The sequence below is a fragment of the Kitasatospora sp. NPDC093550 genome (genome assembly GCF_044764985.1).
Classification (GTDB): Bacteria; Actinomycetota; Actinomycetes; order Streptomycetales; family Streptomycetaceae; genus Kitasatospora.
On sequence record NZ_JBIWJF010000009.1, the window covers coordinates 311,621 to 318,480 of the forward strand.

The 6,860-nt window shown below is 73.7% G+C and carries 9 protein-coding genes; 5 read left to right on the forward strand and 4 right to left on the reverse strand.

Features of this window, described 5'->3' with window-relative positions:
* Positions 1-123 precede the first annotated feature (123 nt).
* Positions 124-582, forward strand: a complete 459-nt coding sequence (locus ACIRD3_RS17650) for a DUF4345 domain-containing protein (protein ID WP_402217018.1) — start codon at positions 124-126, stop codon at positions 580-582.
* Here the strand turns inward: ACIRD3_RS17650 and ACIRD3_RS17655 are convergent.
* Complete coding sequence (locus ACIRD3_RS17655) at positions 564-2,156, reverse strand: FAD-dependent monooxygenase (protein ID WP_402217020.1); 1,593 nt, start codon at positions 2,154-2,156, stop codon at positions 564-566. The two genes, ACIRD3_RS17650 and ACIRD3_RS17655, sit on opposite strands and share 19 nt — an antisense overlap.
* 104 nt (positions 2,157-2,260) lie before the next feature.
* Between ACIRD3_RS17655 and ACIRD3_RS17660 the strand changes: the two genes are divergently transcribed.
* Entirely contained in the window at positions 2,261-2,896 is a 636-nt protein-coding gene (locus ACIRD3_RS17660) for a TetR/AcrR family transcriptional regulator (RefSeq protein ID WP_402217023.1), read from the forward strand.
* Positions 2,897-2,968: 72 nt separating this feature from the next.
* Positions 2,969-3,511 carry an MOSC domain-containing protein gene (locus tag ACIRD3_RS17665; RefSeq protein WP_402217025.1) on the forward strand — a complete coding sequence of 181 codons (543 nt, stop codon included), beginning with the start codon at positions 2,969-2,971 and terminating at the stop codon, positions 3,509-3,511.
* A 26-nt stretch (positions 3,512-3,537) separates the two neighbouring features.
* On the opposite strand, the gene ACIRD3_RS17670 is transcribed toward ACIRD3_RS17665, so the two are convergent.
* From ACIRD3_RS17670 to ACIRD3_RS17680, 3 genes are all read right to left on the reverse strand, one after another.
* Positions 3,538-3,888 carry a hypothetical protein gene (locus tag ACIRD3_RS17670; RefSeq protein WP_402217028.1) on the reverse strand — a complete coding sequence of 117 codons (351 nt, stop codon included), beginning with the start codon at positions 3,886-3,888 and terminating at the stop codon, positions 3,538-3,540.
* A gap of 148 nt (positions 3,889-4,036) precedes the next feature.
* Positions 4,037-4,318 carry a metal-sensitive transcriptional regulator gene (locus ACIRD3_RS17675; RefSeq protein ID WP_402217074.1) on the reverse strand — a complete coding sequence of 94 codons (282 nt, stop codon included), beginning with the start codon at positions 4,316-4,318 and terminating at the stop codon, positions 4,037-4,039.
* A gap of 132 nt (positions 4,319-4,450) precedes the next feature.
* Complete coding sequence (locus ACIRD3_RS17680; RefSeq protein ID WP_402217031.1) at positions 4,451-4,771, reverse strand: heavy-metal-associated domain-containing protein; 321 nt, start codon at positions 4,769-4,771, stop codon at positions 4,451-4,453.
* Between the two features lie 254 nt (positions 4,772-5,025).
* Here ACIRD3_RS17680 and metF point away from each other — a divergent pair, with 254 nt between their 5' ends.
* Together metF and ACIRD3_RS17690 are read left to right on the forward strand one after the other, a co-directional pair.
* The gene (gene metF, locus ACIRD3_RS17685) at positions 5,026-5,967 is read left to right on the forward strand and encodes a methylenetetrahydrofolate reductase [NAD(P)H] (protein ID WP_402217034.1); all 942 of its coding nucleotides are present in this window, start codon (positions 5,026-5,028) and stop codon (positions 5,965-5,967) included.
* A gap of 156 nt (positions 5,968-6,123) precedes the next feature.
* Positions 6,124-6,768 (forward strand): SIMPL domain-containing protein, encoded by a 645-nt coding sequence (locus ACIRD3_RS17690; protein ID WP_402217036.1) that lies wholly within the window; start codon positions 6,124-6,126, stop codon positions 6,766-6,768.
* The last annotated feature ends 92 nt before the right edge of the window (positions 6,769-6,860 follow it).

A 6,860-nucleotide genomic window follows, 5' to 3' on the forward strand; every position in this document is an offset into this window, starting at 1 on the left:
CCAACTGTCATATTTTCAGCGAGAGTTGGATGCTTCGTGCGGATTTTCCCGTTGCGGATCGATGGTATGCGTCCGGAGGTGCCGGCGGGTGCCCGGCGGGGGCTACCGCCCCCAGTCGGGGGCATGGCCAGGACGCTGCGGGTGCTCGTGTGGACGATGGGGATCGCCTGCGTGGCGATCGGGTCCCTCCACATCCTGCTGGGGAACGCCGCGATGCCCGGGACCGCGGGCGCGGGGCCGACGGTCGGCGGCTTCGGCCGCTTCATGGGCGCGGTCTTCGCCGGGTACGGCGCGGCCTGGGTGTGGGCCGCCCGGCAGGAGCCGGTGCCCGCCCGGGTGGTGCGGTGGCTGGCGGCGGTGCTCCTGCTGGGCGGCCTCGCCCGGGTGCTGTCCATCGCGGTGGACGGGTGGCCGCACGGCTTCCAGGTGGTGCTGATGGGGATCGAACTCGCCCTCCCGCCGGTCTACTTCCGGCTCGCCGACGCTGACGAGCGGGAGCGGGGGCGGGGGCGGGAGCGGGGGCGGGAGTGGGCGCGGTCGTGCCTGCCGGAGTCGGGCGGGGCTCAGGCCACCGGGGCGTAGCCCCCCAGCTGCTCGGCGAGGGTGCCCGGATCGGCGGTGGCCCCGGTCAGCGCGACGTAGCCGTCCGGCCGGACCAGGACGACGGCGTCGCCGCGCAGCCCGTACGCGCGGGCGACGTGACCGTCGGGGTCGAGCACGGCGGCCCGGCGGATTTCGGTGAAGTGCCCGTTCGAGAAAGGTAGTTCGGCCGGAAGCGCCGGGTGGTCGCCGATGGTGAGCAGGGTGGAGTGCGGGCCGCGGAAGAGGTCGAACAGTCGGGTCGGCGTGCCGTCGGCGGCGGTGCAGGGGGCGTCGGGGGCCCGGTCGCCGGCCCGGATGCCGGTGCTGTCGTCGAGGTCACGGCTGAGCGGGCCGCCGCGGTAGCCGACGGAGAGCCCGGTGAAGTCGGAGCCCGCGGCGGCCGGATTGACGAACTGGTCGGTGAGCACCCGGGCGCCGTCGGCGCCGAACAACGCCCTGTGCTGGGCCGAGGTGGCGGCGAGGACGGCGCGGGCGACCGGCAGCCGCTCGGCCTGGTAACTGTCGAGCAGGGCGTCGGGCGCGCCGCGCAGGACGGCGGCCAGTTTCCAGCTCAGGTTGTGGGCGTCCTGGATGCCGGTGTTCATGCCCTGGCCGCCGGCCGCGGAGTGGCAGTGCGCGGCGTCCCCGGCGAGCAGCACCCGGCCGTCGCGGTAGCGCTCGACCATGCGGACGGTGGGCCGCCAGACCGTGGACCAGACCGGTTCGCGCAGGGTGACGCCGGGCAGGCCGGCCCGTTCGGCGAACAGCGCGCGGAAGGTGTCCCCGGTGGGGGCCGGGATCCGGCCCCGCGCGTCCGGGTCGACGCAGGCGTGCACGGCCCAGTTGCCGTCCGCCCGCATCGGGACCATGACCAGCGCGCCGACGCCGAGCCGGGGGTCGTTCCAGATGTGCATGGCGTCGGCGTCCAGGCCGTCGACCTCGATCGAGGCCATCAGGAACCGTTCCTCCTCCCAGGTCTCGCCGAGGAAGGGGATGCCGGCCAGCTTGCGGACGGTGCTGCGACCGCCGTCGCAGCCGACCAGGTAGCGGGCGCCCAGCCGTTCGGTGCGGTCGCCGCGCCGGACGGTGGCGAGCACGCCGTGCGCGTCCTGGACGTGGTCGAGCAGCTCGGTGCCGGCCTCGACGGTGACGCCGTACGCGGCGAGCCGTTCGCGCAGCACGGCCTCGGTGTGGTGCTGGGCGAGCAGCACCATCCCGGCGTACGGGCGGTCCGGCGTCGGGCGGAGCCCGGGGGTCGGATCGACTTCACGGAGGAGGCGGCTCCCCTCGTACGTGCGGACTTTGAGGTCGAGGGTGCCGCGGTCGAGGATCGCGTCCACGACGCCGAGGTCGTCGAACACCTCCAGGGTGCGCGGGTTGACGCCCTTGCCGCGGACGCCGCGGTCGCGGAACTCCGGCTCCCGCTCGATGACGCGGCAGTCCACCCCGGCGCGGGCCAGCCCGAGGGCGAGCGCGAGACCCACCGGTCCGGCACCGACGACCAGGACGTCGGTCCGGTGGTGGTGAGTCGTGGCGTCAGCGGTGGTGTCAGCAGTGGCGCGGGCAGTGCGCATGACGGATCTCCCCCTGGCCGTTGCGGCCATAAGATACGGCACGTTTCTTGTGTTCGACTGTAGACTGGCCCCGATAAGAAACGCAACGTATCTATGAGGGCCGGGTGCGGGACGTGCGGGACGGGCAGGGCGGGGTGGACTCCACCGGTGGCGACAAGCCGGTGCGGCGGCGCGGTGACGAGCTGGAGCGGGCGATCCTGGACGCCGTCTGGGCCGAACTCGCCGACCACGGCTACGACCGCCTCACCATGGAGGGCGTCGCGGCCCGCGCCCGGACCAGCAAGCCGGTCCTCTACCGCCGTTGGCCCAACCGGGCCGCCCTCGTCATCGCGGCCCTCGGCCGCAACGCCCCCGACTACCAGGAGCCGCCGGACACCGGCGACCTGCGCACCGACCTGGCGCAGTTCCTGGGCAGCGTGCTGCACCGCTTCGACGACCTGCCGACCGACGCCGTCCACAGTGTCCTGGTGGACCTGCTGCGCCACCCCGAGCTCCGGGCCGGTTTCTCGGGCCTGGTGAACACCGAAGGCCCGGTCGACAGCCTGGGGTTGATGATGCGCCGGGCAGCCGCACGGGGCGAGATCCACCCCGGCCGGATCACCCCGCGCGTCGTCTCGCTCCCGCTCGACCTGCTGCGGGACGCGTTCCTGGTCGGCGCGGCGGTCCCGTCCGACCGGGTCGTGGCGGAGGTCCTCGACGAGATCGTGCTTCCACTCCTCAAGGCGCCGGTCGCGGACTGACCGGCACGGACCGACCGGCACGGACTAGGCTTCGGGCCGGTCGAACGTCGGGGCGCGAGGAAGGTCCGAGGCATGAGCGGCACCGTGGTGGCAGTCAGCAGCAACGCCGAGTACGCGTTCACCAAGCCGAACCGGGACGGCATCATGCTGCTCGCCGGGCTCGGCGTGGAGGGCGACGTGCACGCCGGAGTGACGGTCAAGCACCGTTCGCGCGTCGCCCAGGACCCGACCCAGCCCAACCTGCGGCAGGTCCACCTGATCCACCGCGAACTCCTCGCCGAACTCGCCGCCTCCGGCTTCGACGTGGCGCCGGGCGGGCTCGGCGAGAACATCACCACCGAGGGCGTGGACCTGCTCGGCCTGCCGGTCGGCGCGGTGCTGAGGATCGGCGCGGAGGCGGAGGTGGAGGTCACCGGCCTGCGCAACCCGTGCGCGCAGATCGACGACTACCGGGCCGGCCTGCTCAAGCAGGTCGTCGGCCGCGCCGAGGACGGTACGATCGTCCGCCGCGCCGGCATCATGGGCGTCGTCCGCGCGGGCGGTCCGGTCCGGCCCGGGGACCGGATCGCGGTCGAGCTGCCGGAGGGCCCGCACCGGGCGCTCGAGCGGGTCTGACGGATCGCCGGCCAGGCGGAGGGGGCTCAGCCGCCCGGGAGTTCCGGCTCGCCGAGGTCGTCGAGGTCGTCGGGGTCGCTGAGGCCGTCGAGCTCGTCGGGGTCGCTGAGGCGCAGGTCGTAGAGGTAGGACTTGCCGGCCTTCCAGCTGCGCCAGGGGCAGCGCGGCGGGAGCGGCTGGTCGGCCGTACCGCCGGGCAGGGGCGCGGAGTTGGGGACGCCTGCGGCGTCGACGGTGCACCAGCCGCGGTCGGGCAGCCAGCGGCACCAGATGTCCAGGTCGGTCCGCTTGAACGACGGCCGGCCGTTGAAGGTGCCGTCGGGCCGGAAGCGGTAGACCAGACCGTCCAGGCGGCGGACGAATTCGATCGATGGCATGGCGGCTCCCCCTCGTCCCGGTTGGCGGCCCCGCCCGTCGTCCGGCGGGCTTCGAGGGTACCCCCACCCCGTACCGGTCGGCGCGGGAATGGGGCCGGGGCCCGGCGGACTTCACCGCCGGGCCCCCGCGGTTTGACGGGGAAGCGGGTCAGGACCGTACGAGGCGGGCGATCGCCTGGTTGGCCTCGCGGATCTTGGTGCTCGCCTCCTGGCCGCCCTCGGCGATGGCATCGCGGACGCAGCATTCGACGTGCTCGTCCAGGAGTTGGAGGGCGAAGGCCTGGAGGGCGCGGCTGGCGGCGGAGACCTGGGTGAGGACGTCGATGCAGTAGGTGTCCTGCTCGACCATGCGCTGCAGGCCGCGGATCTGGCCCTCGATGCGGCGGAGCCGCTTGTGGAAGTCGTCCTTGTGGGAGCTGTAGCCGGCCACGGCCGTCTCCGGTTCCTGTGCGGCGAGGAGGGTGCTCACTCTACCGGCGCGCGGTAGGGGGAGGGCCGGCCCGGGCGGGTGGGGGTGCCGCACCGGGCCGGCGTCAAGGGGTCGGGGATCGTCGTCGAGGCCTCAGCCGTCGAGGCGGCCGACCAGGTCGTAGCCGGCCTCGTCGACGGCGGCGGCCACGTCGGCGTCGGTGAGCGGCCGGGTGCTGCCGACGGTGACCCTGCCCGAGGCGAGGTCCACGGCGACGTCGGTCACGCCGTCGAGCTTCTTCAGCTCGGCGGTGACCGAGGTGACGCAGTGGCCGCAGGTCATGCCCGAGACCTGGAAGACCGAGGTCGGGGCGGAACCGGTGGCGGGGGCGGCGGTGGCGCCGGTGCCGCACGAGCCGCAGCAGGAGGAGGCCTCGATGCTGGCCGACTCGACGGTGACGGTGGTCTCGCTCATGGGTGTGCTCCTGTCGTCATGGCCCGGCGCCGGCCGGAGTGGTCCGGCGGCTGCTTCTCTTCGAACATACCATACCCCCCCAGGGTATTGAAGAGATCCCGGACGGGTCCGGCGCAGGACGCGGCCGCCCCCCGGTGGGCGCCACGGGTCCGCCAACGCGCCGCTGTGACACCCCTGTTGCGGGTGACCGAGCAGGGTGGAGGCGCTCCCTCATGCCCCCGGACGACCGAACCCCACCACACGAGGTGAACCCCATGGACCAGACGACCCCGCGCGGCCCACGCGGCCTGCGCGAACTCCTCGCCGCCGGCGAACGGACCTACTCCTTCGAGTTCTTCCCCGCCAAGGACGAGTCCGGCGAACGCGCCCTGTGGGCGGCCATCCGGCGGGTGGAGGCGGCCGCACCGACCTTCGTCTCGGTCACCTACGGCGCCGGCGGCTCCTCACGCGACCGCACCATCGAGACCACCGAGCGGATCGCCGCGCAGACCACGCTGCGCCCGGTCGCCCACCTGACGGCCGTCGGCCACTCCACCGCCGAGCTCCAGGCCGTCCTGCGGCGCTACGCCGACGTCGGGATCCGCGACGTCCTCGCCCTGCGCGGCGATCCGCCCGGCAACCCCAACGGTGTCTGGGAGCGGCACCCGCAGGGCCTGCGGCACGCCATCGAGCTGGTGCGGCTGGTCAGGGAGTGCGGCGCGTTCACCGTCGGCGTGGCGGCCTTCCCCGAGCGGCACCCGCGCTCCGCGGACTGGGGCAGCGACATCCGGCACTTCGTCGCCAAGTGCCGGGCCGGCGCCGACTACGCCGTCACCCAGATGTTCTTCGAGGTCGAGCACTACCTGCGGCTGCGGGACCGGCTGGCCGCGGCGGGGTGCGAGACCCCGGTCATCCCGGAGATCATGCCCGCCACCGACGTCCGGCAGATCGGCCGCTTCGCCGAGCTCAGCGGGGCGTCCTTCCCGGTCGGCCTGGCACGGCTCCTGGAGGCGGCCCGCGACGACCGGGCGGCCGCGCACCGGATCGGCGTCGAGCACGCCACCCGGATGGCCGAGCGCCTGCTCCGCGAGGGCGCGCCCGGCCTGCACTACATCACGCTGAACCGCTCCACCGCCGCGCTGGAGATCCACCGCAACCTCGGCCTCGGTCTCGACCGGGTGCCGGCGGCCCGACCCCTGATCGGCAGCCCCGCCTGACGGCACCACCGACCGCACCGCCAGCCCGACCACGCACCGCCCCCGGTCGCCGGCCTCCTCGACCGAGGAGGCCGGCGCCACCCCCTTCGCCCCCGGGGTCTCCGGACCCGGGAAACTCCGCTGCTTCCCCGGTGGCTTCGTGGTTGACTCCCGCTCATGCAGACAACGATCAAGTCGCCGTGGGGAATCACCGGCTACGGCGCCGCGAGCGTCCAGGCCGCACCGGACCTCGCCAGGATCCGGCTCGGTGTCGAACGGGTCGAAGCGACCCCCCAGGAGGCCTTCGCCGCCGCGCGCACCGCGATAGCGAACCTGCGCGAAGCGGTCCGGCGCCACGGTGTGCAGGACGCGCAGGTCTCGGCGTCCCGACTCGACCTCGAAACGGCCTGGAGCGGCTACGGCTCGGACCGGAAGTTCCTCGGCTACCGCTGCCACGCCGGGTTCGCCATCGAGTACCAGGACCTCGACTCGCTCGAACCGTTCCTGATCGCGGCGGTCGACGCCGGCGCGAACGAACTCGACGGCGTGGACTTCGACGTGCGCAACAAGCCGGAACTGCGGGCCGAGGCACGGGAGAAGGCCGTCCACGCCGCCAGGGCCAAGGCCGAGCTGTACGCCACGGCCGCGGGCGTCCGACTGGGCCCGGTCCTCCACATCGAGGACGTCGATCCGGAGAGCATCGGCGGAGGCCGCTACCGGGGACACGGCGACTCGGGCAGCGCGTCCGAGGCCGACCTCGCCCCCGGCTCCGTCGTGGTCTCGGCCGCCGTCATGCTGGGCTTCGCCATCGCGCCCGCCTAGGGCCCGTCTTCAAAGCTGATCAAGTGATGAGAGATCATGTCGGGCATGGTGCGTCGTCATGAGCTTTCGGATGCCGAGTGGGCTGTGCTGTC